Genomic DNA, 24011 nt, shown 5'->3' on the forward strand with positions numbered 1-24011 from the left:
AACTTCAATAACTTCAATAACTTCAATAACTTCAATAACTTCAATAACTTCAATAACTTCAATTTGAAGTGCCAGACACTAAGATAAAGCGTTTGGTATAATTATTAAAAATTTTAAAGGATAGATATGAACATAGTTTTTTTAGATGCGCTGACACTCGGTGATGTTGATTTTGAAAAGTTTAAAAAATTCGGAAGTGTGAAAATTTATCAAACCACAAAACCTTCCCAAACACTTGAGAGGGTAAAAGAAGCTGATATTGTGGTTACCAATAAAGTGGTGATTGATAAATATATAATGGATAATGCTAATATTAAATTCATTCAGATTGCCGCAACCGGGATGAACAATGTGGATTTGGAATATGCAAAACAAAAGGCAATACCTGTAAAAAATGTGGCTGGGTATTCGACAAATGCCGTTATTCAGCAAACATTCGCACTGGTTTTAGGACTTTTAAACAAAGTGTGTTATTTTGACAATTATACGCGCAATGAATATCCTAAAAGTGAAATATTTACACATATTCAAAACTGGTTTGAAATTTCAGGAAAAAGATGGGGAATAATAGGGCTTGGTGAAATCGGAAGGGGAGTTGCCAAAATAGCCAAAAGTTTCGGTGCCGAAGTGGTTTATTATTCTACAAGTGGAAAAAACATTAATCCCGAATATAAAAGGGTTGAACTTAATGAACTCTTAAAAACCAGCGATATTATCTCAATCCACGCACCTTTGAATGAAAACACAAAAGATCTTTTAAATTACGAAAAACTTTCACTGATAAAAGATAACGCTGTGCTTGTTAATCTCGGAAGAGGCGGTATTATCAATGAAAAAGACCTTGCCAAAATTTTAGAACAAAAAAATCTTTTCGTAGGACTTGACGTATTTGAAAAAGAACCCGTAAACGCGGATAATCCTCTTTTGAAATTTAAAAACATAACGCTTCTAAGCCCTCATATCGCATGGACAAGCATTGAAGCAAGAAACAAACTGATGGATGGGATTTACAAGAATATTGAAGAGTTTATAAAAAGCGGGAATTAAGCCGCTTTTTGATCTACGTGAACATCCATTTGAGGATAAGGGATGTTGATTCCTTTTTCATCAAATGTAGTTTTGATAGTTTCAAGAAGTTCGCTTCTAACACTCCAGTAATCTTCACTTTTAACCCAAGGTCTTACATTAAAGTTTACACTGCTGTCTGCAAGTTCAGCTAAAGCTACTGCAGGTGCAGGGTCTTTTAGAACCTTCGGATGGTTGTTTAGGATCTCTTCAAGAGTTGATTTTACAAGTTTGAGATCGTCTTCATAACCGACACCGATAACAAGGTCTATTCTTCTGATAGCTTCTCTTGAATAGTTTGTAATATTTCCGCCGATAATGTTTGAGTTTGGAACGATAATCACTCTGTTGTCTCCTGTTTTGAATGTTGTATTGAAAATACCTATTGCATCCACTACACCTACAGCTCCACCCGCTTCAACAAAATCACCTACCTTAAAAGGTCTTAAAAATAATAAAACTACGCCAGCACCGAAATTTGCAATATTTCCCTGAAGTGCTAAACCTACAGCCAATCCAGCTGCACCTATTATGGCAGCAAACGATGTTGTATTTACACCCAATGTGCCAAGAGCCGCTATAATAACTAAAACAATTAAACCAAAATAAACCAAGTCTCCTAAAAATTTTACCAGTGTGACATCGGTGTTTGAACGTTCAAGCATTTTTCTAAATAAACTAGTTAAAAACTGCGCAATCCATTTACCTATAATATAAATTGCAATTGCACCAAGAATTTTAATTCCCCAAGCAATTGCAAGAGCTAAAAATCCGCTCATTTTTTCTCCTTTTTTTAATTTAATTTTATATTAACATTATGACACATAAGTGATTATTTGTCATATTTTTGCCAGTTGTTTGATTTGATCATATTTTTTAAAAGTTTTACATATTCTTCTTTTTTTTGTGAATAGTTTATCATTGTTTCTGCGGCGTCAAGCCCTGTGAACTTTTTGTGCTTTTTAAAAAATTTATATCTTAGATCTCTAAATTTTTTATATGCGGGGTTTCTGTTTAGGTTTCTCATATATGCAGCAATTGAAGCTTCTAAAGAAGGGAAAATTTTAATTGAATAATCAATATCTATATGTTCGTATTTACTTTTAGGGGCTAGCCCTTTATTTGAATATGTCCAGTGACCGAATATATTATTTGCTTCTTTTACAAATCTGCTTTTCCCCCAGCCGCTTTCTATCGCAGCTTGGGCTAGTGCAAGGGAAGGGGGAATTATATTGATTTTTTTTAAGAATTCTTCTTTATTTGTAATATCTTTAATTTTATATATTTTTGCTATTTTGGCTAAAAAAGCTATTTTTTTAGGATTTATTAAATAATACGGGTCATTGAATATATCTATTATTAATTTTCTTAAATGAATAATTTTTTTGTTTTCTGCCTGAATTAAAGGGAGCATTATCTCAACAAATGCTTCTTTTTGCTGTTTTGTCCCTTTAACTTTATAATACCACGAAGGAAATGCGCCATATAAATTTAGAGCAAGTGCAAGTGAAATAAGTTTTTTCAAATATTCTCCTTAAAAAAGTGTTGGTTCTAGCGCTTTTAGTCTATAACTTTTTCTATGTAGATCGCTAAATCCGTATTGCTTGATCTCTTCAATATGTCCTTGTGTAATATAGCCTTTGTGTTTTTTAAAATTATACATAGGGTAATTATCGGCAATTTCAATCATATATTTATCCCGGCTGACTTTTGCCAAGATGCTTGCTGCGCTTATCTGTTTGATTTTTCCGTCACCTTTGATTATAGTTTCAATTCCCAAAACCCCGAAATTTGAATTTCCGTCAAAAAGATATTTTTGGGCTTTTAAGGTGTTTTTTATTTCATTTAGTGCATACTTTATTGCAAATGATAGACCTTTTTTGTCAATTGTTTTGTTATCTACAAATACTATATGATATTCACAGGTTTCTTTTATAATCTCAAACAATTCTTCTCTTTTTTTTTCGCTAAGTTTTTTGGAATCGTTAAGTTCTCGTAAGAAATTTTCCCACTTTTCACTTTTCACTTTTAACTTTTCATTTTTGAATACGCATCCCGCCACTACAAGAGGTCCGGCTATAGGTCCGCGTCCTGCTTCGTCTATTCCGCAAATCTCCACTGCCAAAACGGTGTTACCTCCACTTCGAAATTTTTGTTTTTAATTTCAAACTCATTTGAAATTGTAATAACCTGAACTTTTTTTACATCTTTTACTTTTTTAAGTTTTTCTTCCAATATTTCTTCATTGGCAAATGGCATTACCATTATTCCGAGTTCTTTATTAGGAAGATAAAAGCTAAGGGTATCTTTATAATATATTTCATCTTCTTTAAGTTCTAAAAATATAATATTTTCAAATGTTAAAAGAATGTTTTTTCTATTTGTAAGTATGTTTTTGAAAGCAAAATTGTATGAATAAAATTTTTTGGGAGATTTTGGAGAATTAAATTTATTGACTTCAAAAATGATTCTTTTTTCGATAAGTTCGTTTGTAGTTTTGTAAAAGCTGTCTTTGCTTATTTTTATGCGTTTTTTAAGTATCTGATATATTTGATAAAGTGTAAACTTTTCACCTATATGGGAAAAATAAAATTTCAAAATTTCTTTGTTATACGGCAAAAGGTCAAATGTGTCTTTTAAATATTCGTCTTTAAAATAGTCTTCTAAATATATACTCCTTGGCAAGTTGCCCGTTTTTAAAAATTTATCAAAGCTGTGCGTGATACTTTGAGAGTTGTCAAAAGAAAAAAACTCTTCAAAATCAAGGCCTTTGAGTTCGATGTTTTTAAACCCTTCAAGGTCAAATTTTTTATCTGTTATAATGAAGGTTGTAACGGGAGGGATTTCAATTGAAAAATCATAATTATCAAGAATCAAAAGCTCAATTCCCGAAAAATCAAAATTTTTTTCCCTGTAATCGGAAAAATCTATATATTTGTATTTCCCTTTGAAATTTTCAAGGAAATTAAACACTAAGAATGTTTTCCCCACACCCTTCGGTCCGGAAATAATGGTATTTTGAAAATCGAGTTTAATTTTTCTGTCGTGAATTTTTTTTGGAAGCATTAAGCCCCTTTAATTTTATCTTCATGTATTATAACATAATCAAAAATCCTAAAAACGCTATTACACTTTCATATAAAAAGAGATTTTCCCCGTATAAAACTCCGGAAAGTATACTTCCAGCAAATGCCGCCATACCATAGGCTATTCCGGCATAAAACTGCTGAGCAAGGGTTTTGTTGGCGTAGTGTTTAGAAATATAAAGTAGAGCCGAAGTGTGAAAAATAGCAAAAGAAAACGCGTGTATAAGCTGTGAAAGCGCCACCATTGTTAGATTTCCGGGAAAAAGATAAAGTATAAACCATCTAAAAGCGGTTAAGAGAATGGATATTTTAAGTAAAAACACCGGTTTAAATCTGCTAATAAAGCGGTGCTGAAAGATGAATATAAAAATTTCCGCAGTTACACCTATAGCCCACAGCCAGCCTATGTATTCTTTCGGTATGCCGTGGTTTAGGTTGTAAATGGTAAAGAAATTGTAAAACCCTCCGAAGCTTATTTGTAAAAACACAACGGCCATCCAGAATTTCCACTCTTTTGCGAGATTTATGGAAGAAGAGGATTTCGTAATCGTTTTATCTTCAAGAAAATATAGCGCCGTAATGTTTGTAAGTATCATTAAAATAATAAAAAGCCACACAAGATCGCCGTTTATGTAAGAAAACACGATTCCAAAAAGCATAAACCCGATACTTCCGTATACCCTTGTTTTGCCGTATTTTTCTTTTAGCTGTTCTATCGCTATAGCCTCTATATAAGGGAATACGACACTGAAACTCACACCTATTAGAAAAAATGCAATTAAAATAATATAAAAATTGTGACTCAGCAGTAAAAACGATGAAAGCGTAGATATTATAAGCGCTAAGATGTAATCGAGCTTGGTTAGGGGCTTTTTTAGATAAATAAAAGGAGTTACGAATCTCGCAATCGGAAGCATTGAAAAAATAATCCCTATCTCTTTTGCGTCAAATCCTATCTGTTTAAAGAATTTGGGCATAAAAATAACATAATCGCCTATAAGTGTAAAAAAAAGAAAATAAAAAAGACTTAAAATAAAAAAGGTTTTATTTGGCATTTAACTTTTTTATTGAAGTTATCAGGTTGTTTAGATTTTTTTGTGTTACAGGGTAATTGAATTCTCTTTGTTTTTCACAAAACGTTGCACCCGGCCACCACGGGTCGTTTTTAAATCTCGGAATAATGTGAATATGAAGGTGAGGAACCATGTTTCCGAGTGCTGCAATATTTACTTTATCGGGATTTAGTGTGTTTATGATCGCTTTTTCGATTTTTTTGGTAAGAAGTGTGATTTTAACTGCTTCTTCGTCGCTTAAATTGCTGAATTCTTTTATGTGTTTTTGGGTGATAATTCGTATGTAGCCCGGTATTTCGTCTACAAGTATAACTCTTACAAAATCATTTTGGAAAATTACGTTTTCATTTTGGGGGTTGCAAAGAGGGCAGGACATTAGTTCCCTCTGCTGCCAGGTTTAACAGGGGTGCTTCCGGCTTTGCACATAGGGCAGTTTTCCGGATCGTAAACTTCAAAGTCGAAATCATCAAGCGCAAAAAAAGGTTTGTTTTCAGGCAGTTTGCACTCACTTTTTCTTTTGCTTTTTCCGTTTACCCTTTGGCATACGCCTCTGTTGGCAATAGCGGCAAATGCCACGACTTGGGCGCCTCTTTTTTCAACTTCCCTTGCGGCTTCCATTGCGCTTCCGCCTGTAGTAATGATGTCTTCGCAGATTAGGATTTTTTCGCCTTCTTTAACCTCAAATCCGCGTCTTAAAGTCATTTCACCTTTAACTCTTTCTGTAAAAATAAACCTCACGCCTAAAGCACGTGCGAGTTCATACCCAGCAAGAAGCCCGCCGATTGCCGGTGAGCATACGCTGTCCACTTCAATTCCAGCTTCTTTGATCTGTTTAGCAAGCTCACGTGCTAATTTTTCGGCAACTTCCGGATGTTCCAATACTCTTGCGCTTTGTAAATAATATTCGCTGTGTTTACCACTGCTTAAAAGAAAATGCCCTTTTAAAAGGGCGCCGTATTTTTCGTATATTTCTCTTACATTTTCCATTTTACATTTTCCATTGTTTAATTTTTTAAACTTTCATAACGTCGTCGATTTTTTTGTTTACTATTTCATCCACTTTAGCAACATAAGTGTCGGTAATTTCCTGAACTTTATCAAGCCCTCTTTTTTGATCGTCTTCTGTGATTTCTTTGTCTTTAAACATTTTTTTGATGTCGTCGTTTGCCTCGCGTCTGATGTTTCTGATTGCGATTTTTGCTTTTTCACCGAATTCTTTAGCTTTTTTAGCCTGTTTTTTTCTCTCTTCTTCTGTCATTGGAGGGAAGTAAAGTTTAATAACATCTCCGTCATTATTTGGATTTGCGCCGACATTTGCTTCCTGAATCGCTCTTTCGATATCGTTGATAATTGATTTATCCCACGGGCTTACCACAATTGTAGTAGCGTCAACCGCATTTACGTTTGCTACCTGGTTTAGAGGTGTGGGTGCTCCGTAATATTCAACTTTAACCCCGTCAAGAACGTGTATTGATACTTTTCCTGTTCTTAATGTGTTTAAATCTTTTCTTAAAACCTCTATACTCTTTTCCATATGCTCTTTGGCAAACTCAAATACCTCTTCCATTATTCCTCCTTTAATATTAATCTTGAAATCATTTCATAATTATATCTTATGATTACCCTGTTTCTGTATTTTTTCAGGGTAAAATCAGGCTTATATTCAAAATATCCGTTTTTAACCTTAACGCCTTTCCATCCGAGTTTGGTAATATAAATGTTTACATACGGCTTATTGGTATATCCGCTGATTTTAGTTATTTTATTTTTATCTCTTTTTATTTGAAGGTTTTTTATATTTAAAATTTTGATTTTAAGTTTTTTGGCAATATTAACTTCACCGGTCAGGGCGAATCTGTCTATATCGTTTATAGGTGAATTAAGCCCGTATGCGCCGGGATTTTGATTGGCTATGATAGGGAAAAAAGAGTTGATTATTTTTTTAACCCTCTCGTTATATTCCCCGTAAGGGTAAGCATACATATCCGGCACATAACCCAAATATTTTTTAAAAGCGTTAATTGCTTTTTTTGTATCTTCAATTATTTCTTTATCTGTTAATCTAGCTAAGTGCGGGTGCGACCAGCTGTGAACTCCGAGTTCGCCGTATTTGGCGCACTCTTTGACCTGTTCCCAGCTCATAAAATCGCCCCATTTCTGAGTTGTGGCTTTGGTGTAAACGAAAAGCGTAAACGGAATGTTGTATTTTATAAAAACGGGTAGTCCGTTTTTATAAAAACTTTTATAGCTGTCATCTATAGTAAAAACGACGACTTTATCAATATTTTTACCTTCTTTTTGCATTTTTATAAGGGTAGATAATTTTACGGGTTTGAAACCTTTGGATTTGATGTATTCGAAATATTTTATCAATTCTTTTGAAGACGTATTTGTGTAAGGGTGCCTGTTGTCGTCGATTCTGTGTAAAACGAACAGATGCGCCTCGGCTAAAAGCCAAAGCGGCAATAAAAAAAGAAAAATTAATCTCATTGTTTTACTGGCGCTTGAGGAACACTCGGAACAGCCGGAGTTGATTTTGTAGTTTGTTTTGTTGTTTGAACTTTTACTTCATCAAGGGCAGAAGTGTTTGCCTGTTTATTATACATATATACAAGGGTTAAAGTATTTAAAACAAATAAAAGTCCAAGTATCATAGTTGCTTTTGTTAAAAAGTTCATCGGTCCTTTTGCACCAAATACCGTATCGTTTGAGCTGGAATATGCACCAAGTCCCATTGATTGTGATTTTTGAAGTAATACCAAAATAACTATTGCTACTACCAAAATAATCTGAATAGTAAATAAAATACCGGTCATTTTTTACCTTTTTTGGATAGAATTATATCATAAATTGAGGATGGAGAATTGAGAATTGAGAATTGAAAATTATGGGGCTCCCAAAAAATCAAAGATTTATTGGGGTATAGAGGGAAAAATAAGCAGCTTTAACAGGTTTGCCCATACATACGGCGAATATAATGTTATTCAAAAGAGAATCATTAAAAAATATCTTCCGTTTGTAAAAAATAGGATTGTCGATTTGGGTTGCGGCAGTGAGGGGCTTTGTAAATATAAAAGTTTTGAGTTTTACCTGGGTATTGACAGCAGTGAAGAGATGCTTAAAAGAAACCCATGTAACACCATAAAGGCCGATTTTAATAAAAAAGAGTGTTATGAACTTTTAAAAAAACAAAATTTTGAACAGATTGTGTCATTTTCTGCACTTCAGTGGGCGGAAAGTCTTGAATTTGTATTTAGAGAAATTAAGAATTTAAAAAAAGATTATTTATTGGCAGTTTTTACTTCAAATACTTTCAAATCCCTTCACGAATATTTAGGGATAAATTCACCAATTTGTTCAGAAGATGAAGTTTTAAAAGCATGTGAAATTTTAAAACCAAAAGATATTGAAAAACTTTATTACGAAATGAGTTTTTCTTCACCTAAGGAATTACTGGAATATATTAAATATTCGGGTGTAAGTGGTAATGTTAAAACAAACGTGTGTAAATTAAAAAAATTTTTGAAAAATTTTCCAGTAAAACATTTGGAGTTTGAAGTGATTGTGATAAAATGGTTATAGATAGGATGATAAAGGGGGTGGGATGAAAAAAATATTTTTTACTATAACAAGTGTAGGTGTATTGTTGTTAGCACAAATGAATCAGAATGATGAAAAATTAATCATAAAAATTGCATCGGAAGCATACAAAGAATATACACAGATTTTAAAGAAAACTTTGAAAACAAAATTGCAAAATGAAGGTGAAGCAAAAGCAATAGAATATTGCTACAACAATGCCAATTCTTTGACTATGAAAACAGGTGCAAAATTAAGTAGGGAATTGAAAGTAAGAATAAAATTAAAAAGAATTTCATATAAAAACAGAAATCCTTACAATCGGCCGAATATAAATGAGTATAAAATATTGAGAAAAATGCAACAACAAAAAAGAAATAAAAATAATTTAGTTATTGTCGAGTATCCTAGAAAAATTCAGATATTCCAAGCTATTTACGTTAAAAAAGTTTGTTTAAGATGTCATGGAAGTATGCTGGATATAAATGTAAAAAATACATTAAAAAAATATTATTCATACGATAAAGCTATCAATTATAAACAAGATGATTTTAGAGGAGCGGTTGTAGTAACAATTGATAAAAATAGTTTTAAAAAACATTTCAATGAGTTAAACAAAACTAAGTAATGGTGGAGACAACGGGACTCGAACCCGTGACCACCACGCTGCCAGCGTGGTGCTCTACCAACTGAGCTATGTCCCCAGAAGTTCTAAAATCTCTTTTTCCAAGTTATAAAGAGAATATCTTGCGGATTTAAATTTTTCAGATGTAATTATATCAAAAAGTTTAAAACTTTCTTCCAAAACTCTTGCACTTTCTTGAGCTCTTTTTAAATTAGAGATTATTAAGTCTTTTAAATTGTTTCTTGTTTGTTCGGATTTTGTTGAAGGTTTTAAAATATCATGTATGGAATCCCTGTATTTTACAAATTCTTCATAATTTGGGATTTTAATATGTCTTAAGTTTTTAAGTTCTTTTGCAAGGGGTGAGTTGAATTCATATCTTAAAATATCTTCAACTACCCTGATTCCTTCTTTGTATCTATTGATATTTGCATCAATAGTGCGGAAAAGAGGAGGATTATTCTTCACTGTTTAAGAATCCTAAAATCTGAAGAAGTGAGATAAATAGGTTTAGAAAATCTAAATACAATGCAACGGCTGCTTCAATTTCACTTGATACATTTCCTCTTATTATATTTTGAGTGTCGTATAAAATAAAGAAACTAAAAAGCACCGCGCCTACGCTTGCGATTGCAAGTTGAAGCATTGGAAGGTGTAAGAAAATATTTGCGATACTTGCAACAATCATAATAATCAGTGCGATAAACAACATTTTGCCCATTGTAGTGAAATTTCTTTTCGTATTCATTGCAAAAATTGTAAGAGCTGCAAAAGCAACTGCCGTAAGCCCAAACGCTTCACCAATTACATATCCCATATTTGCTGCAATAAACATAGCAAGAGTAGGTGCTAATGTAAATCCTGTCATAAACGTAAAAGCAAATAATAAAACTAAGTTTAGAGGAGTTTTATTTTTAGCTGCATATATTCCAAAAAGTAAAATAAACTCTAAAATAACCGCACCCCAATAAGTAAATGTAAGTGACCCGGTGGCATAGTTTACCATATTACCTACAAAGCCCATACCTACATATGCGCCAACAGCACCAGCTATTAAACTTCCTGCTAACAACTGATAAGTTCTTTTAACGAAAGTATTAATATCAGTTATTTCGTGAGTTTCGGTGTAATTTATTGTTTTTTGAGTATTGATATCAATATTTTTTGGACTACCTCCAAAATCTTTTGAGCTAAACTTCATAAAACCTCCTCTTTTTTTGGGAATTATACAACAAAAAGGATTAAATTAGCGTTAAAAAGTTTCATTTGCAACAATTAAGAATTAGGTAAAAAGTTATTTTTGAAGAATATTAAAATCAAAATATTTGCTTTTAAATCCATCAGGAATTTTGGCATATTGAATTGAAGCCGCTCTTAAATTATTTGCCTCTTGCCATAAAAGTCCAAGACCAAATCTTGCTTCGTAAAATGAAGGGTTTTTAAGTTTTGCAAGTTCCATTAAAGCTACAGCGTTTGAATGATGCCCAGCACCAATTGCAGCTACGGCGGCATGATATAATGTATGAGGGTCTGTTATATTTTTATTATTAATCAGGTCGTTATATATTACATAAGCCTCTTCAAAATGTTTTGTGTATAAATTTGCAAAAGCCACTCTTGTTAATATGGGAATTAAATCAAAATTTTCTTTTTTCGCCTGATTTACTAAATTTAATCTCACTTTATTTAAAAGTCCTGAAATTTTGGCAAAAGTAAAATACCAGTCTCTTACGATTTTTGCGCCATAATAAAAGTCATTCATATTCAATTTTTGAGAAAAAAACATTGATTGATAATTAAGGGCAAGTTTGTAAACAGGTAAATTATGATTATTGGCATAAAAATATAATAAATTAGCAACTATTTCTTTTGGATACATACTTTTGAGTTTCAATGCTTCATATGTATAATCTTTATCAAGCAAGGCTTTTGAAGTAAGTCTTGCTATAATCCATGTAGGCGTATTTTTTTCATCTTTTTCTAAAAACGCTGCCATATTCACGGCGTTATTTTGGACTATTGCTAGAAGGGCTTGTTCTAAAATCGTATTATCGTTTAAATCTTCTTTAATGGAACTAATAAGGTATTCGTTTGTTTTTTTAATTTTACCGAGTGCCATCAAAGCATAAATACCGCTTTTTAAATCATTTGGATTTAAATGGTATGCCCTTAAAAAATGAATATAAGCATTATTATAATCACCTAATTGTGCATAAGTTAAAGCCAAGTCGTAATGTAATATATATGAAGTATCCCTTTTTTTAATCAATTGTTTAAATTTTTGGTTTGCAAGGTAAATATGTCCGTTTAATGCTAATTTTAAAGCATTTGAAATTTTAATATTTAGTGCGGAATAAGTAGCACTTTTACTAAGATATGACTGAGACTCCTCAATAGAACCTATTGGAATTCCCGCAATTCCTTTTTTAAGATATGAAATTGTCTGGTTCATATTAAAAACTTTATAAGGGGCGTAATAAAAGAAAAGATCGTAAAAATCTTCTTTCTGTTTTAGGAAATTTTCTTTAAAATATTTTTGGGCTGTTTTTGTTTCAAATAAAGAAGGTTGTAAGTAAACATTAATTGGATAAATATTATTATCTTCAAATTTTTTTAAAATAGTTGAAGCTTCTTTAAAATCTGAAAGTTTTAAATCCACTAAAGAAAGAGCAAATTGAGATTCGTTTCTGTCCGACATTGCAAGATACGTTTTTGCTAGTGAATATTCACCTATTCTTGCAAGAGAAAGTCCTTTGAAAAAAGGATCGTGTTCAATGTTTTGAGCTTTTGTAAAATCTCCATAATATTCATAAATCGCACTCAAAAGTTTATTAGATTCTTCAAAATAAGGGTTTTTTGTTTTTAAAGCCGGAATAGATTCAAATTCATATCCCATATAATACATAACCACTGCATAATAATAAGGATAACTTTTTAGCTTTGCTATTTCAGGTAAAAAAGTGTAAGCTAAATGTCTATAATAATCAAAAAGTTTTTTATTCTTAAGCATAAGAGCCGCATAAGTGGCATTAATTGCGCTTAAAGCACGATTGTCTTTGTTTTTAATTGCTTTTTGGAAATATTCCAGCGCTTTTTTATAATTTTTTTCGTCAAGTTTGATAACGCCTAAATTATAATATGATAATGCTTCCGAGTAGCTTGAGAGTTTGTTTAAAATTTGCAGGGCTTTTTCTTTTTCTCCTTTATTGTAAAGAATAGTGGCTCTTTTTATAAGTTGTTTGATTTCATCTTTTTGAATAATGTGTTTTTTTTCCAGTTTTTTTGTGATTTCAGTAATTTCAGGTGAAAGAGCAGCAGATGATTTCTTTTTTTTAGTTATTACGACGGCGGCTAATATCAAAAGAAGAATGATTGTTACCAATAAGAGAATAATTATAATAAGTATGAATTTGTTTTTCTTTTTTTTGGTTTGTTCGCCTTCTTCTATAACAATTACATTTTCTTCTGTATTAGTGTTTTTTTCTTCTGCCACTATTTACCTTATAAATATTTTTTAAGTATATCCGGTATTTGAATGTTGCCGTCTTTTGTCTGGTAATTTTCCATTATGGCTACAAGTGTTCTTCCGACTGCCAAACTGCTTCCGTTTAAAGTATGGACTAATCTGTTTTTCTTTCCTTCTTTATATCGGATTTTTGCGCGTCTTGCTTGAAAATCCCTTGTATTTGAAACAGAACTTATTTCTCTGTATCTGTTTTGAGAAGGAATCCATACCTCTAAATCTATCGTTTTAGCCGCACTAAATCCAAGATCTCCCGTGCATAACATTAATTGTCTGTATGGAAGACCCAGTTTTTCAAGAGCGCTTGAGGCACATGCAACCATTTCTTCAAACATTTTATCACTATCTTCCGGTTTTGTTATTGCTACGAGTTCCACTTTGTCAAATTGGTGTTGTCTTATAATACCTTTGGTATCTTTTCCGTAACTTCCCGCTTCTTTTCTGAAGCAAGGCGTATATGCAGTGAGTTTGATAGGCTTTTGCAAATCGGTTATTATTTCATCTCTAAACAGGTTTGTAAGGGGAACTTCTGCAGTTGGAATGAGATATAAATTTTCATCTTCAATTTTAAATAAATCTTCTTCAAATTTTGGAAGCTGCCCTGTTCCGGTCATTGTCTCTTTGTTTACCATAAAAGGAACATAAACCTCTTCAAAGCCCCATTCTCTGTTGTGGTCTAAAAAGAAATTAATAAGTGCTCTCTCAAGCCTTGCCGCATCTTTTTTCATAACAGTAAAACGGCTTTTTGCTAGTTTAACTCCCCTTACAAAATCTAGCCAGTCAAGTTTTTCACCTAGTTCGTCATGAGGTTTTGGCTCAAAATCAAATACCGGAACATCGCCTACTCTTTTAATTTCAACATTGTCATTTTCATCTTTTCCGATTGGAACGTCTTCATCGGGAATGTTTGGAATTATAAGTGCTTTTTGTGATAAGGTTTCTTCAATATATTTTAATTTTTCTTCAAGAGAAGATATTTCTTCTTTTAAATTATTTACCTCTTTTTTAATCTCTTCAGCTTTTTCTTTCTCGCCATTTTTCATTAAACTACCAATTTGTTTGGATAAAGTGTTTCTTTGTTCTAAAAGTTTGTCAAGTTGTGTTTTTAATTCTTTTTTTTCTTTAAATAAATTTTTGATTTCTTCAAGGCTTTTTTCATCAACGCCTTTTAATTTTAATCGGTTTGAAACTTGCTCAAAATCTTTTTCCAACAGCTTTAAATCAATCATTAATTCCCTTTATTTATAGTAATTTCATTTTTGGTATAATACTTGGGTAATTTTAACATAAAAGGAGCGTGAATGAAAAAGAAATTATTAGCACTTGGGCTTAGTGCGTTAGTTGCTAGCACATTAATGGCAAAAGAAATTAAAGTGGGTATTTTACAACCTTTAACAGGGCCTATTGCATCATTTGGACAAAAAACACTTGATGGTATTAAACTTGTTCATGAAAAATACAGCACATTACCAAATGGTGATAAAATTGTTTTAGTTGTAGTTGACGGACAATTTGACAAAGTTCAAACTGTTAACGGGTATAAAAGACTTGTTAGTGGTGAAAAAGTTGTGGCTGTTGAAGGACCTCTTGCTAGTTCTATGAGCTTATCTATTAAAAGATTTGCTGGTGCTACTAAAACACCTACAGTTACTCAAATTGCTACAAACCCAAGAGTTACAAAAGGAAGCAAATATATAACAAGAGCATGTTTTACAGACGATTTCCAAGGAACTGTTGCTGCTAAATATGCATTAAAACATAATCTTAAAACTGCGGTAATCGTATTTGATATGAAACAAGATTACTCTGTAGGTTTGGCTAAAGCATTTGAAAAAGCATACAAAAAAGATGGTGGAAAAGTTCTTAAAAAACTATTTATAAATAGTGGTGATAAAGACTTTAACGCTCAAGTAGCACAAATTAAAAAGTTAAATCCTGATTTTATTTATACACCAATCTATGCGCCTGAAGAAGGACTTCTTGTAAGACAGCTTAGAGCTGCTGGTGTAAATTCTCCAGTAATGGGTGGTGATGGTATTGCTGACCCTGCACTTCTTAAAAAACTTGCTGGAAAAGCGGCTAATGGTGTAATGTATACTGATCACTTTGACCCTGCAAAAGCGCCTACTGCATTATCAAAAGAATTTATTAAAGAATTTAAAGCAAAATACGGAAGATTACCGAGCGCATTCGCAGCAACTGGTGCTGATGGATATTTATTAATCTATAACGCAATCAAACAATGTGACACAAAAGCAAATAAAACAAATCTTCAATTTAAACAATGTATCAATGACGCAATTAGACATACTAAAAACCTTGAAGCTGTTACTGGATATTTAACAATTGATCCTAAAACCGGTAACCCAATCAACAAACCTGCGGTTGTTGAAGAAATCGTAGACGGAAAAGTTGTATTTAAAGAACTTATCAAGCCTTAATTTTTTCTCCCTTTTGGGAGTGAAAACATTAAACGGCATTAAGGTGCTTTTTAATGTTTTTATTATTTTAATAAAGAGGTAAAATGGATTTTAGTAAACCAATAGAAATTGCACCGGACGTATATTGGATAGGATATGTAATACCGGATGACCCATTCCAGTGTCATGTATATTTGATTAAAAACGGAAGCGAATCTATTCTCATTGATCCTGGAAGTATGATAACTTTCCCTGTAGTTCTTGAAAAATTGACTTCTTTGATTGAATTAAAAGATATTAAATATATTATTATGCATCATCAGGATCCTGATATTGTAGGATGTTATTCTACATTTGAAAAAATAATGCCAAAAGGGGAAAGATATATTGTTACACATTGGCGGACTGAAATGCTTTTAAAACATTATATGTGGGAAACCCCTTTTTATTTAATAGATCAGCATAATTGGAAACTTAAAGCTGGAAAAAGAGAACTTGAATTTGTTTTTACCCCTTATGCGCATTTTCCTGGTGCTTTTTGCACTTATGATAAAAAAACCGGTATTCTTTTTTCCAGTGATTTATTTGGTGGGCTTACTGATGAGTTTTCACTTTTTGCTAAAGATGTGGATGATTACTTTGAAGCGGCAAAACCTTTTCATAAGCATTATATGCCAAGCAAAGAGGTTTTACATCATGCCTTAAAACAGGTTCAAAAAAAACATCCTTTGATGATAGCACCTCAACATGGCTCAATAATTAAGAAAGAACTGATAGATCCTCTTATAGAAAAGCTAAAAGATTTAGAATGTGGATTATACCTTCTTGATGATTATGAAAGTGATCTTTTTATTTTGAATAAAACTGATGAAGTTTTAAAAAAATTTTTTAAAGATACGGTGTCTTTAAGTTCTTTTAATTTAGTTTTAAGAAATCTTTTTGATAATATAAAAAACGTAATTCCTTCCATTCAAAAAATTGAAATTTGTGGGATATCTCCTTTATCTGAGGTAGAACATTGTTTTTCATTTGGTGAGGATCATAAAATTGTTGAAATAGATCATATGGATGAAAATTATTCTTATAAAAAAGTGTTATTGCAAAATGACAAGAAAATAGGTGATATTTATATTATTATAAATAAAAATATAAATAAAAAAGATAAAAAACTTTTAGAAATGCTTTTAAATAAAATAGCAGTTCCTATTGCTATATCCTTGGAAAAGGAACTTATTTTAAGGGAATTAGAAGATAATAATAAAAAACTTTATGAAAAATCAATATCAGATCCTTTAACAAAACTTTATAATAGAGAATATATGAAAGAGTTTTTAACACAAAAAATTGAAGAAGCAAAAAGATATAAATTTCCGTTAAGTGTAGCAATGATCGATATTGATTTTTTTAAGAAAATTAATGATACGTATGGACATCTTATAGGAGATTGCGCATTAAAAGAATTGGCTGAGCTTCTAAAAAGTAATTTTAGAGGATCTGATATTGTTTCAAGATATGGAGGAGAAGAAATTTTTATTATTATGCCTTTTACAGATTCAAATAATGCATGTAAAAAACTTGAAAATTTTAGAAAACTGGTTGAAGAACATAATTTTTGTGATAAAAAAAATATAAAATTCACTATAAGTGCGGGGGTATGTGAATATTCGGTAGATAATGACGAAAATGTCGAAGATTTGATATTAAAAGCAGATAGAAAAGTTTATTTTGCAAAAAAACAAGGAAGAAATAAAGTAATTTGTGAAAAGGGGGGATAAAATGAGTAACATGAAAATAATTGACGAGGAAGTTAGATTTGAAGATGTAAATCAAGATAATAGACCTGTGGTTTCAAAAACAGATATTAGGGGGAAAATTATTTATACGAATTCTGTTTTTAGAGCTCTTTCAGGTTACAAAAAAGGTGAAATGGAAGGTCGTCCACATAGTATTGTTAGACATCCAGATATGCCAAAGAAAATTTTTGAGGAAATGTGGGATACAATACTGCAAGGTAAAGAATGGAACGGAATAGTAAAAAATTTAAGAAAAGATGGAAAATATTACTGGGTAGATGCTACAATTATGCCTATAAAAGATGAAAATAATGCTATAATCGGATTTATTTCTGCTAGAAGAAAAGTAAGTGAGGATGTAAAACGGGAACATGAAAAATTGTATAAAGAAATGAAAAAAAAGGAAAAGTAAATGGACATTGGTTTTGTATTGCAACAGATTGTAAACGGGTTTTCCCTTGGAAGTATGTATGCACTGATTGCAATAGGGTATACGTTGGTTTATGGAGTGCTTAGACTTATTAACTTCGCACATGGTGACATTATGATGGTAGGTGCTTTTATGGCATTTATCTTTTTTAAAATTATGGGACTGAATTTTTACGTATCTGTATTATTTGCCATTATTTTTACCGCAGGTGTTGGTATATTGACGTATGCGAGTGCTTATAAACCTCTTTTGGATAAAGACGCACCTAAAATTTCTCTTTTAATTACGGCAATCGGTATTTCATTTTTCTTAGAATCTCTTTTTAATGTTATTGCCAATCAGTATTTAGGCGGAACTTATCAGGCGTTTTATTTTCCTAAATGGTTTTCTCATATCATTCATATGGGTTCATTGACGGTTCCTGTATTAACGATACTTGTTCCTATATTAACACTGGCTTTATTGGGAATAGTGTTGTTTATTTTATATAAAACGAAAGTAGGTATTGCAATCAGGGCGCTTGCTTTTGATATCCAAACCGTTAAATTAATGGGAGCGGATTCCAATAAAATTATTGCTTTCGTGTTTGCCTTGGGTAGTGCTTTGGCTGCGATAGGTGGAATCGCTTATGCTATGGCGTATCCGAGCATCGATCCATATATGGGTATGCTTGTTGGTCTTAAAGCATTTGCCGCTGCTGTTGTTGGTGGAATCGGAAGTGTAACAGGTGCTGTAATTGGTGGATTTATTTTAGGTTTTGCAGAAGTTGCGATTCCGGGATTTTTTCCGGAACTTGGAGGATGGAAAGACGCTTTTGCGTTTATTTTCTTAATTTTCGTGCTTCTGTTTAAACCTACTGGTATTATGGGTATAGATTTTGAAAGACAAAGGTTTTAATGATGGAAAAGGCAAAAATGAAAAATATGGGTGCAATAAAATATTTCGGAATTATAGGAATTGTTACGGCTTTGTTTTTAGGGTTTTTATATGTGTCACCTAATCTTTTTAACGATTATACGATTACCGTTTTGGGTAACGTGTATATATTTATAATTTTAGCTGTAAGTTACAATCTTATAAACGGAGTAACGGGGCAGTTTTCACTTGAACCTAACGGATTTGTGGCTATTGGTGCGTATGTGACTGCACTTTTAATGTTGAGTCCCGAAATAAAGGCTGATATGTATATGATTGCAGATCCTTATCCGTTTATCAGGGACATATTTTTGCCTAATCCTTTCTTTACATTGATTATAAGTGGTATAGTTTCCGCACTTGTAGCATTAACTCTAGCTTTTCCTGTATTTAGGGTAAGAGGTGATTATCTTGCAATCGTTACACTTGGTTTTGGATTTATAATTAGAATATTTTTAATCAACAATCCTGAGATTTCAAACGGATCTATGGGACTTGATAGTATTCCTGGGTTTGCGAGTTACTTTTGGATTGGTTTTACGGCACTTGTGACGATAGTGCTTGTGTATAATATTGTTTATTCAAAATACGGGCGTGCGATGAAAGCGGTAAGGGATGACGAAGATGCCGCTCTAGCAATGGGTGTAAATACATTTAAAACAAAAACATTAGCCTTTATGACTAGTGCGTTTTTCGAAGGTGTAGGTGGTGGACTTTTGGCTAGTTCAATTGGGTCTATTTCTCCGGATCAGTTTACATTTATGCTGACATTCCAGTTACTAATTATTATTGTTTTAGGTGGACTTGGAAGTATGAGTGGGGCAATTCTTGGAACACTTCTGTTTATCGGTGGTATGGAAGTATTAAGACCTCTTGATGACGCGACGTGGTCTATCGGACCTGTGCATGGAATACCAGGTCTTAGAATGGTTGTGTTTAGTTTGATTCTTTTGGGAATTATGCTATTTGCAAGAAAAGGTTTGTTTGGTGATAAAGAAATTTGGGATTACATAAAAGTGAAAAGAGGAAAGTAAAAATATAAAGTAAGAAAACTTGCACGACTTGCATAAGCTGGTCGGGTGTAAAATTATAAAACCAATATACCAATAACAAATTACTGAAATACAAGGAGTATTAATGAGTGATATTTTAAAAATAGGAAAATATGAATTTACAAGCAGACTTATAGTAGGAAGCGGAAAATATCCTGATTTTCAGACTACAAGGGATGCGACTCTAGCGAGCGGTGCTGAAATGATTACGGTGGCTGTAAGACGTGTAAATATTATGGATCCGAATGAAGAAAATTTAATGGATTATTTCAAAGATACTGATGTAAAAATTCTTCCAAATTCTGCTGGATGCACAACTGCCGAAGAAGCAATTACGCTTTTCAGACTTGTAAGAGAAGCTACGGGTATAGATATAATTAAACTTGAAGTTATAGGCGACACTGCTAAAACACTTTATCCTGATGTAATGGAAACTCTTAAAGCTTGTGAAATTTTGGCAAAAGAAGATTTTACGATTATGGCTTATACGAATGACGATCCGATTATGGCTAAAAGACTTGAAAACGCTGGAGCACATGCGGTTATGCCTCTTGCCGCACCTATTGGAAGCGGGCTAGGTATTCAAAACAGATATAATGTGGTGTTTATTAAAGATGCTGTAAACGTGCCTGTAATTGTGGATGCTGGAATAGGGACTGCAAGTGATGCGGCTGTTGCAATGGAACTTGGGGCTGACGGGGTTCTTACAAATACGGCAATAGCTCAAGCAAAAAATCCAATAGCAATGGCAGAAGCTATGAAGCATGCGGTAATAGCCGGAAGAATGGCATACAAAGCTGGAAGAATTCCTAAAAAACCTTATGCTACTGCGAGTTCTCCTCTTGAAGGGTTAATTGAATTTTAATAAAAGGCTTTTTGCCTTTTTAATTAAAAAAAATTTGATTTTTATGATTTGGTGACAGACACTTGTATTAAGTAATTGTATAATATGAGTATAATATTAAGATACAATTTTAAATAAACATTAAGGATATTAATGAAAAGTCTGATTTTAATTTTATTAAGCGGTATTTTATTATATTTCGGGGCAGTCATATATTTGTATGTAACCCAGGAGAATAAAATTTTTAATAGAAAATGGGCTAAACCTGTTGAGCCTAAAATAGCCCAAAAAATATTTTTTAAAACAACTGACGGGATAGTGTTAGAAGGTGCTTATACTAAAAACGGAAATAATCTGCCTTTGGTTTTATATTTCAGTGGAAACGCAAACAATGTAATAGAATTTCTTGACACAATAGCGCCAAAACTTAAAGATTACAATTTTATTGGATTTAACTATCCCGGCTATGCCGGAAGCGAAGGGAAGCCCTGTGAAAAATGCATACTTAAATATGCACTTGAAATATTTGACAGATATAAACCCGAAATAATCATAGGAAGAAGTTTAGGAAGTGCTATAGCGGCATTTGTGGCATCTAAAAGAAGAATTAAAAAACTTATTCTGATAACACCTTTTGATTCGATTGTAAGCGTTGCAAAAAGTAAATACCCGTTTTTACCTGTTGAAAAACTGGTTAAATATAAATTTAAAGAAATTCAATGGATAAAAAATGTAAAAGCACCCGTAAATGTGTTGCTGGTTGAAAACGATGATATCATTCCTCAAAAAAACATTGATAACTTAATGAAAAAAATACCGAATTTAAATAAAAAAATTATAATAAGCGGTGTTAAACACGGATATATTTATGAATATGGCAATATTGAAAAAATCTTAAACAAACTTCTTAAAGATTAATAAAAATTCTCTTCTTTTTTCTTTCAAAAAATTTAATAAATTTATTTCATTAAAATAATCAACTTTCTTATAAAGTGTGTATAAAAGTAATGTTTATATTAATAATTTATTAAATTAAGATTAATAGAAGTATAAATGTGATATAATGAAACAAGGGCTGCGTTATATCTTTTCGTTTTTGTTGAGTTACACTATGTAAAGGAGAAAAAATGAATAAGCTTTTTAAGAGTTTTTTAGTGGTTATTTTATTGTTAATTGGAAGTTTAGCATATAGTGAGGGTGATTATGATAAAACGATCGTCGTTTTAAATCAAAGTAGAGATGATAAAGTTAAAAATGTTTTTAAAGAATTAATGCAGTATTACGAAGACGAAAATGAAGACGGCTTTTTTTCATTAGTTAGTGAAGACAGGTTTTTGCAAGATTATATGCTTTTTCAACAGGCGATTGAAAATGATTTCAGAACATACGAAATTTTGGATTTTGATTATTGGATTGACAAAATAACCTCAGATGGAATTAAAAGATATTTATACGTAAAATGGGTAAAAAGGTATCAATATTTAAACGGAACAAGAGAACTTGTAAAAAGAGGATATTCTAGATTTTTATTTGATGAGATTAATGGAAAATATAAATTAATTGAACTTGCCGGAAATGTATTATGGGGTGATAGTTTGGCCGAATGGAAAGAAGAAATTCCACATATTGCAGGGGAAGTGCCAGAAGAGAACAATCTTCCTGATTTAACGGTTGTTGATGTTTCTTGTGAGGATATGGACGGATATGTTCGTATTAAATTTTATTTGAAAAACATTGGTTCTGTGGCTACACACGCAGGAGCTATCGAGTGGTTGGCTAATCATTTGGGAGGAATGGGGGATACATCTAAAAGCGGAACATATTATTCTGATTTGGCACCTGGTGAAATAAGCTCTCAAATAGTATGGGAAGATCATGATAATTTAGACTGCTCAGGAACAAGTATTATCGTGAAAGTTGATCCAAACAATGAAATTGAAGAGTCAAATGAAGAAAATAATGAAGTAAAAATAGAGCCATAATAAAGGTAAAAAGTATGAAAAAAATAATATTTTTAATATCAATGGTTTTTATAATGGCGGGCTTTGCAAAAAATAATAAAGACAATAATGAAAAATGGACATTTTTTGGAAGGCTTGTAGGATATGTTCAATCTGTGAATGTTACCGGTTCAAACTCTCAAGACGCTCAAAAGGAAGGTTTTACCCATAATCAGGAATTAATGATTAGGTTTTTGGGGCCTATTAAAAATGCAAAAGCCGGAATTGAAATAAAAGGGAGGGCTACCAATGATAACAATATACAAAAAGACGGGACAAGTTTATTATATTTTCACTCTTTTATAAAAAACGATATATGGTATCTTGAAGCAGGGGATGTAGCCGCTTCAATGAATCCTTATGTGTTTGGTGGAAGTTTAAAAGGTTTAAAAGCAACATACACTTCACCTAAAAAACATAAAACATGGAATTATGTATTTATAGGAGGTGTAAAAAAAGCCACATGGAAAGAATTAATGCAGAGTGTTCCAAATGAGCAACCTAATGGATATAGTGGAGCTTTTGAAGCAAAATATATAAATAAGCGCTCTCAAGAGATTGCTTTTGTAGCTTCTGTATATAAAGATGATTTATCTACAGGCGATGAAACAAATACAACTATAAACGGAAAAAAAGGTATTGCATTCGGAATTCACAGCAAATGGAGATTTAATAGGTATTTTACGTTAAAAGGTAGATTTGGACTTTCAAATGCTACGGATGATATAAGAAATAATAAGCCTATGTCTTCCCATACAGCTTTACAAATTAAGTTAATGACAAAACCTTCTTTAAGAAAATTGAGAAGCAATTTTATATATACAAGAATTTCGCCAAATTACATATCCTTAACGGGCGGAACAAATAAAGACATGGAGCAGTTTGAAAATGCTAACAGCTGGAGAATAACCAATAGGCTGACTTCAAGGTTTGGATTTAGATTTAAAAGGGATAATTTAAACCATGATTTAAACGGAACAAAAAGAACTGCGTATGAGCATATATCTTTTAAATACAGACCCAAAAGTATTAAAAGATCCAATGTATATATTAAATTTTCGAATATGGATATAAACGGACGAGGTGAAGATAGTAATACAAAAACAGCTGGAATAACGTTTAACTTAAGACAAAAAAGCGGTTGGAAATATATGGTTGGGTTAGATTACAGCAATGCCAATGACAATAATTCAACGGCAAATATTACAAAATCTTTAAGAGTGGGTGTAGGATATAAAAAAAGAATTTCAAAAGAAAAATATTACACATTAAATATAACTTTAAATCATAACAGAATCCAACAAAGTAATGTCAGAGATAAAAATTACGGGGTTAAAGTTGATGTAAGTTACAATCATAATTCTAGACTTTCATTTGCTATGAATTATCTTTCAAAATTTGCCCACAGGGAAATGAGCCAAAACAGCGAATATTCTTCTTATCAGGCAAGAGTTAATTACAAATTGAATAATAAAGGGACAAAATCTGTAAGGTTGTTACTTGAAAAAAAACATAACGATATAGAAAATACTCCAAGCGCCAGTTACGACGAGTATAAAGCAAGACTATCGTATGTTTTTAACTTCAGCAGCCGATAGGGGTTATT

The 24011-nt window shown here is 32.1% G+C and carries 26 protein-coding genes and 1 tRNA gene; 12 read left to right on the top strand and 15 right to left on the bottom strand.

All coding sequences use genetic code 11. The annotated features are described in order from the left end of the window. The first annotated feature begins 126 nt into the window (after nt 1-126). The gene (locus ACYQ19_RS08125; RefSeq protein WP_459978928.1) at nt 127-1047 is read left to right on the top strand and encodes a D-2-hydroxyacid dehydrogenase; all 921 of its coding nucleotides are present in this window, start codon (nt 127-129) and stop codon (nt 1045-1047) included. On the opposite strand, the gene ACYQ19_RS08130 is transcribed toward ACYQ19_RS08125, so the two are convergent. From ACYQ19_RS08130 to secG, 10 genes are read right to left on the bottom strand one after another with little or no spacing between them, the layout of a single operon-like run. Further along, nucleotides 1044-1844: a mechanosensitive ion channel family protein gene (locus ACYQ19_RS08130; RefSeq protein WP_459978929.1), complete on the bottom strand. Its 801-nt coding sequence runs from the start codon at nt 1842-1844 to the stop codon at nt 1044-1046. The genes ACYQ19_RS08125 and ACYQ19_RS08130 overlap by 4 nt on opposite strands. 53 nt (nt 1845-1897) lie before the next feature. Beyond that, nucleotides 1898-2590: a glucosaminidase domain-containing protein gene (locus ACYQ19_RS08135; protein WP_459978930.1), complete on the bottom strand. Its 693-nt coding sequence runs from the start codon at nt 2588-2590 to the stop codon at nt 1898-1900. Nucleotides 2591-2599: 9 nt separating this feature from the next. Next, a complete protein-coding gene (gene rnhB / locus ACYQ19_RS08140; protein WP_459978931.1) occupies nt 2600-3190 on the bottom strand; it encodes a ribonuclease HII in 591 nt (196 codons plus the stop codon). After that, nucleotides 3166-4131 (bottom strand): ATP-binding protein, encoded by a 966-nt coding sequence (locus tag ACYQ19_RS08145; protein WP_459978932.1) that lies wholly within the window; start codon nt 4129-4131, stop codon nt 3166-3168. The genes rnhB and ACYQ19_RS08145 overlap by 25 nt, the downstream gene beginning before the upstream one ends. Nucleotides 4132-4159: 28 nt before the next feature. Beyond that, nucleotides 4160-5206 (bottom strand): MFS transporter, encoded by a 1047-nt coding sequence (locus tag ACYQ19_RS08150; protein ID WP_459978933.1) that lies wholly within the window; start codon nt 5204-5206, stop codon nt 4160-4162. After that, a complete protein-coding gene (locus tag ACYQ19_RS08155) occupies nt 5196-5600 on the bottom strand; it encodes an HIT family protein (protein WP_459978934.1) in 405 nt (134 codons plus the stop codon). Before ACYQ19_RS08155 ends, ACYQ19_RS08150 begins: the two co-directional genes overlap by 11 nt. After that, nucleotides 5600-6211, bottom strand: coding sequence for an orotate phosphoribosyltransferase (gene pyrE / locus ACYQ19_RS08160; protein WP_459978935.1), 612 nt, complete (start codon nt 6209-6211; stop codon nt 5600-5602). The genes ACYQ19_RS08155 and pyrE overlap by 1 nt, the downstream gene beginning before the upstream one ends. A 25-nt stretch (nt 6212-6236) precedes the next feature. Continuing rightward, complete coding sequence (gene frr, locus ACYQ19_RS08165; RefSeq protein ID WP_459979020.1) at nt 6237-6794, bottom strand: ribosome recycling factor; 558 nt, start codon at nt 6792-6794, stop codon at nt 6237-6239. Then, on the bottom strand, nt 6791-7714 hold the full coding sequence (locus tag ACYQ19_RS08170) for a polysaccharide deacetylase family protein (protein WP_459978936.1): 924 nt from the start codon (nt 7712-7714) through the stop codon (nt 6791-6793). Before ACYQ19_RS08170 ends, frr begins: the two co-directional genes overlap by 4 nt. Beyond that, a complete protein-coding gene (gene secG, locus ACYQ19_RS08175; protein WP_459978937.1) occupies nt 7711-8040 on the bottom strand; it encodes a preprotein translocase subunit SecG in 330 nt (109 codons plus the stop codon). Before secG ends, ACYQ19_RS08170 begins: the two co-directional genes overlap by 4 nt. Before the next feature lie 55 nt (nt 8041-8095). Here secG and ACYQ19_RS08180 point away from each other — a divergent pair, with 55 nt between their 5' ends. Both ACYQ19_RS08180 and ACYQ19_RS08185 read left to right on the top strand, forming a co-directional pair. Beyond that, on the top strand, nt 8096-8806 hold the full coding sequence (locus ACYQ19_RS08180) for a methyltransferase domain-containing protein (protein ID WP_459978938.1): 711 nt from the start codon (nt 8096-8098) through the stop codon (nt 8804-8806). Nucleotides 8807-8828: 22 nt separating this feature from the next. Continuing rightward, nucleotides 8829-9431, top strand: a complete 603-nt coding sequence (locus ACYQ19_RS08185) for a Tll0287-like domain-containing protein (RefSeq protein WP_459978939.1) — start codon at nt 8829-8831, stop codon at nt 9429-9431. Here ACYQ19_RS08185 and ACYQ19_RS08190 read toward each other — a convergent pair. The 5 genes from ACYQ19_RS08190 to serS form a co-directional block, all read right to left on the bottom strand. Further along, nucleotides 9432-9507: transfer RNA gene (locus ACYQ19_RS08190), tRNA-Ala, on the bottom strand. Beyond that, nucleotides 9498-9896, bottom strand: a complete 399-nt coding sequence (locus tag ACYQ19_RS08195; protein ID WP_459978940.1) for a thiamine-phosphate pyrophosphorylase — start codon at nt 9894-9896, stop codon at nt 9498-9500. The genes ACYQ19_RS08190 and ACYQ19_RS08195 overlap by 10 nt, the downstream gene beginning before the upstream one ends. Continuing rightward, a complete protein-coding gene (locus ACYQ19_RS08200; RefSeq protein WP_459978941.1) occupies nt 9886-10629 on the bottom strand; it encodes a Bax inhibitor-1/YccA family protein in 744 nt (247 codons plus the stop codon). The genes ACYQ19_RS08195 and ACYQ19_RS08200 overlap by 11 nt, the downstream gene beginning before the upstream one ends. Before the next feature lie 93 nt (nt 10630-10722). Next, entirely contained in the window at nt 10723-12921 is a 2199-nt protein-coding gene (locus tag ACYQ19_RS08205; RefSeq protein ID WP_459978942.1) for a tetratricopeptide repeat protein, read from the bottom strand. An 8-nt stretch (nt 12922-12929) separates the two neighbouring features. Continuing rightward, nucleotides 12930-14180, bottom strand: a complete 1251-nt coding sequence (gene serS / locus ACYQ19_RS08210) for a serine--tRNA ligase (protein ID WP_459978943.1) — start codon at nt 14178-14180, stop codon at nt 12930-12932. A 72-nt stretch (nt 14181-14252) separates the two neighbouring features. On the opposite strand from serS, the gene ACYQ19_RS08215 reads away from it, so the two are divergent. From ACYQ19_RS08215 to ACYQ19_RS08255, 9 genes are all read left to right on the top strand, one after another. Then, on the top strand, nt 14253-15392 hold the full coding sequence (locus ACYQ19_RS08215; protein WP_459978944.1) for an ABC transporter substrate-binding protein: 1140 nt from the start codon (nt 14253-14255) through the stop codon (nt 15390-15392). A gap of 83 nt (nt 15393-15475) precedes the next feature. After that, nucleotides 15476-17146: an oxygen-binding di-iron domain-containing protein gene (locus ACYQ19_RS08220; RefSeq protein ID WP_459978945.1), complete on the top strand. Its 1671-nt coding sequence runs from the start codon at nt 15476-15478 to the stop codon at nt 17144-17146. Nucleotide 17147: 1 nt separating this feature from the next. After that, the gene (locus ACYQ19_RS08225) at nt 17148-17576 is read left to right on the top strand and encodes a PAS domain-containing protein (protein ID WP_459978946.1); all 429 of its coding nucleotides are present in this window, start codon (nt 17148-17150) and stop codon (nt 17574-17576) included. Then, nucleotides 17577-18491 carry a branched-chain amino acid ABC transporter permease gene (locus tag ACYQ19_RS08230; RefSeq protein ID WP_459978947.1) on the top strand — a complete coding sequence of 305 codons (915 nt, stop codon included), beginning with the start codon at nt 17577-17579 and terminating at the stop codon, nt 18489-18491. After that, the gene (locus tag ACYQ19_RS08235) at nt 18491-19543 is read left to right on the top strand and encodes a branched-chain amino acid ABC transporter permease (RefSeq protein ID WP_459978948.1); all 1053 of its coding nucleotides are present in this window, start codon (nt 18491-18493) and stop codon (nt 19541-19543) included. Before ACYQ19_RS08230 ends, ACYQ19_RS08235 begins: the two co-directional genes overlap by 1 nt. Nucleotides 19544-19646: 103 nt before the next feature. Next, the gene (locus ACYQ19_RS08240) at nt 19647-20426 is read left to right on the top strand and encodes a thiazole synthase (RefSeq protein WP_459978949.1); all 780 of its coding nucleotides are present in this window, start codon (nt 19647-19649) and stop codon (nt 20424-20426) included. Nucleotides 20427-20558: 132 nt separating this feature from the next. Continuing rightward, nucleotides 20559-21323, top strand: a complete 765-nt coding sequence (locus ACYQ19_RS08245) for an alpha/beta hydrolase (RefSeq protein WP_459978950.1) — start codon at nt 20559-20561, stop codon at nt 21321-21323. Between the two features lie 209 nt (nt 21324-21532). Then, a complete protein-coding gene (locus tag ACYQ19_RS08250; protein ID WP_459978951.1) occupies nt 21533-22387 on the top strand; it encodes a CARDB domain-containing protein in 855 nt (284 codons plus the stop codon). A gap of 14 nt (nt 22388-22401) precedes the next feature. Continuing rightward, nucleotides 22402-24003, top strand: coding sequence for a hypothetical protein (locus ACYQ19_RS08255; RefSeq protein WP_459978952.1), 1602 nt, complete (start codon nt 22402-22404; stop codon nt 24001-24003). Nucleotides 24004-24011 lie beyond the last annotated feature (8 nt).

It is taken from the genome of Nautilia lithotrophica, assembly GCF_054656815.1.

What these genes read in the sequence shown, in the direction of transcription:
- ACYQ19_RS08235 (WP_459978948.1), top strand. Translation starts at nt 18,491, where the DNA reads ATGATGGAAAAGGCAAAAATGAAAAATATGGGTGCAATAAAATATTTC.
- ACYQ19_RS08250 (WP_459978951.1), top strand. Translation starts at nt 21,533, where the DNA reads ATGAATAAGCTTTTTAAGAGTTTTTTAGTGGTTATTTTATTGTTAATT.
- ACYQ19_RS08125 (WP_459978928.1), top strand. Translation starts at nt 127, where the DNA reads ATGAACATAGTTTTTTTAGATGCGCTGACACTCGGTGATGTTGATTTT.
- ACYQ19_RS08245 (WP_459978950.1), top strand. Translation starts at nt 20,559, where the DNA reads ATGAAAAGTCTGATTTTAATTTTATTAAGCGGTATTTTATTATATTTC.
- ACYQ19_RS08130 (WP_459978929.1), bottom strand. Translation starts at nt 1,844, where the DNA reads ATGAGCGGATTTTTAGCTCTTGCAATTGCTTGGGGAATTAAAATTCTT.
- ACYQ19_RS08225 (WP_459978946.1), top strand. Translation starts at nt 17,148, where the DNA reads ATGAGTAACATGAAAATAATTGACGAGGAAGTTAGATTTGAAGATGTA.
- ACYQ19_RS08240 (WP_459978949.1), top strand. Translation starts at nt 19,647, where the DNA reads ATGAGTGATATTTTAAAAATAGGAAAATATGAATTTACAAGCAGACTT.
- ACYQ19_RS08155 (WP_459978934.1), bottom strand. Translation starts at nt 5,600, where the DNA reads ATGTCCTGCCCTCTTTGCAACCCCCAAAATGAAAACGTAATTTTCCAA.
- ACYQ19_RS08255 (WP_459978952.1), top strand. Translation starts at nt 22,402, where the DNA reads ATGAAAAAAATAATATTTTTAATATCAATGGTTTTTATAATGGCGGGC.
- ACYQ19_RS08230 (WP_459978947.1), top strand. Translation starts at nt 17,577, where the DNA reads ATGGACATTGGTTTTGTATTGCAACAGATTGTAAACGGGTTTTCCCTT.
- ACYQ19_RS08220 (WP_459978945.1), top strand. Translation starts at nt 15,476, where the DNA reads ATGGATTTTAGTAAACCAATAGAAATTGCACCGGACGTATATTGGATA.
- secG (WP_459978937.1), bottom strand. Translation starts at nt 8,040, where the DNA reads ATGACCGGTATTTTATTTACTATTCAGATTATTTTGGTAGTAGCAATA.
- ACYQ19_RS08200 (WP_459978941.1), bottom strand. Translation starts at nt 10,629, where the DNA reads ATGAAGTTTAGCTCAAAAGATTTTGGAGGTAGTCCAAAAAATATTGAT.
- ACYQ19_RS08150 (WP_459978933.1), bottom strand. Translation starts at nt 5,206, where the DNA reads ATGCCAAATAAAACCTTTTTTATTTTAAGTCTTTTTTATTTTCTTTTT.
- ACYQ19_RS08215 (WP_459978944.1), top strand. Translation starts at nt 14,253, where the DNA reads ATGAAAAAGAAATTATTAGCACTTGGGCTTAGTGCGTTAGTTGCTAGC.
- ACYQ19_RS08185 (WP_459978939.1), top strand. Translation starts at nt 8,829, where the DNA reads ATGAAAAAAATATTTTTTACTATAACAAGTGTAGGTGTATTGTTGTTA.
- pyrE (WP_459978935.1), bottom strand. Translation starts at nt 6,211, where the DNA reads ATGGAAAATGTAAGAGAAATATACGAAAAATACGGCGCCCTTTTAAAA.
- ACYQ19_RS08170 (WP_459978936.1), bottom strand. Translation starts at nt 7,714, where the DNA reads ATGAGATTAATTTTTCTTTTTTTATTGCCGCTTTGGCTTTTAGCCGAG.
- serS (WP_459978943.1), bottom strand. Translation starts at nt 14,180, where the DNA reads ATGATTGATTTAAAGCTGTTGGAAAAAGATTTTGAGCAAGTTTCAAAC.
- ACYQ19_RS08145 (WP_459978932.1), bottom strand. Translation starts at nt 4,131, where the DNA reads ATGCTTCCAAAAAAAATTCACGACAGAAAAATTAAACTCGATTTTCAA.